Here is a 715-nt window from a genome sequence, read left to right as displayed (position 1 = left end):
ATGTTCTGAAAGAACCTTATATAATTATTTTGATAAAAATGCTTTCACTGCTAGAAATATTGATTTACCTAGAAAAGTTAAGTATAAACCTAGAAAGAAATCTACAACTTCTGTGACTAAAGATTTTAATTATAGAATTGGAAGAACTTATAGTGACTTTATTAAATTCATTGAAGAGAATCCAAATACTCCAATAGTAGAAATGGATACTGTCCACGGCACACGTAGTGGCAAAGTTCTTCTAACTTTTATTTTTAGGAGTTGTTCATTAATGATAGCTTTTATTATTGATAGTTGTAGCGAATTAGCTGTAAGAGAAGCTATAGATAAGCTATATGAGGTATTAGGACATGAATTATTTAAGCAATACTTTCCTGTTATTTTAACAGATAACGGATCCGAATTTAAAGATCCTGAATCATTAGAATTAGATACCGAAGGGAATCAAAGAACTAAAGTATTCTACTGCAATCCCATGGCTTCTTATCAGAAGCCTTACGTAGAAAAGAATCACGAATACATAAGGTATATAATACCAAAAGGAACTTCTTTAAATGATCGTACTCAAGAAGATATTACCTTAATGATGAATCATATTAATAATGCAGCAAGAGCTAGTTTAAATGGAAATACACCATTTAAATTAGCCCAAATGTTACTAGATAATTCACTACTAGATAAACTATCATTAAAATATATCCCAGCAGATGAAATA

Annotated in this window: 1 protein-coding gene; it reads left to right on the top strand. The window is 29.5% G+C overall.

The features are described from left to right. Positions 1–715, top strand: a 715-nt coding sequence (locus tag ACQRD5_RS17155; protein WP_427747116.1) for an IS30 family transposase, incomplete at both ends; no start/stop codon positions are given.

Origin of the sequence: Clostridium sp. SGI.024 (genome assembly GCF_050315195.1) — a bacterium.
Taxonomy (GTDB): domain Bacteria; phylum Bacillota; class Clostridia; order Clostridiales; family Clostridiaceae; genus Clostridium.
This window is presented reverse-complemented; position numbering and strand designations above follow the sequence as displayed.